Genomic DNA, 255 nt, shown 5'->3' on the forward strand with positions numbered 1-255 from the left:
GGGTTCTTTTCGCCTTTCCCTCACGGTACTAGTTCACTATCGGTCAGTCAGTAGTATTTAGCCTTGGAGGATGGTCCCCCCATATTCAGACAAAGTTTCTCGTGCTCCGTCCTACTCGATTTCACTGTAAAGATGTTTTCGCGTACAGGGCTATCACCCACTATGGCCGCACTTTCCAGAGCGTTCCGCTAACATCAATACAGCTTAAGGGCTGGTCCCCGTTCGCTCGCCACTACTAAGGGAATCTCGGTTGAT

Annotated in this window: 1 rRNA gene; it reads right to left on the minus strand. The window is 50.2% G+C overall.

The features are described from left to right. Positions 1-255: ribosomal RNA gene (locus tag QMX84_RS26510) — 23S ribosomal RNA — on the minus strand; the annotation flags it as partial.

This window comes from Pseudomonas sp. PS01297 (assembly GCF_029959305.1).
Taxonomy (GTDB): domain Bacteria; phylum Pseudomonadota; class Gammaproteobacteria; order Pseudomonadales; family Pseudomonadaceae; genus Aquipseudomonas; species Aquipseudomonas helleri.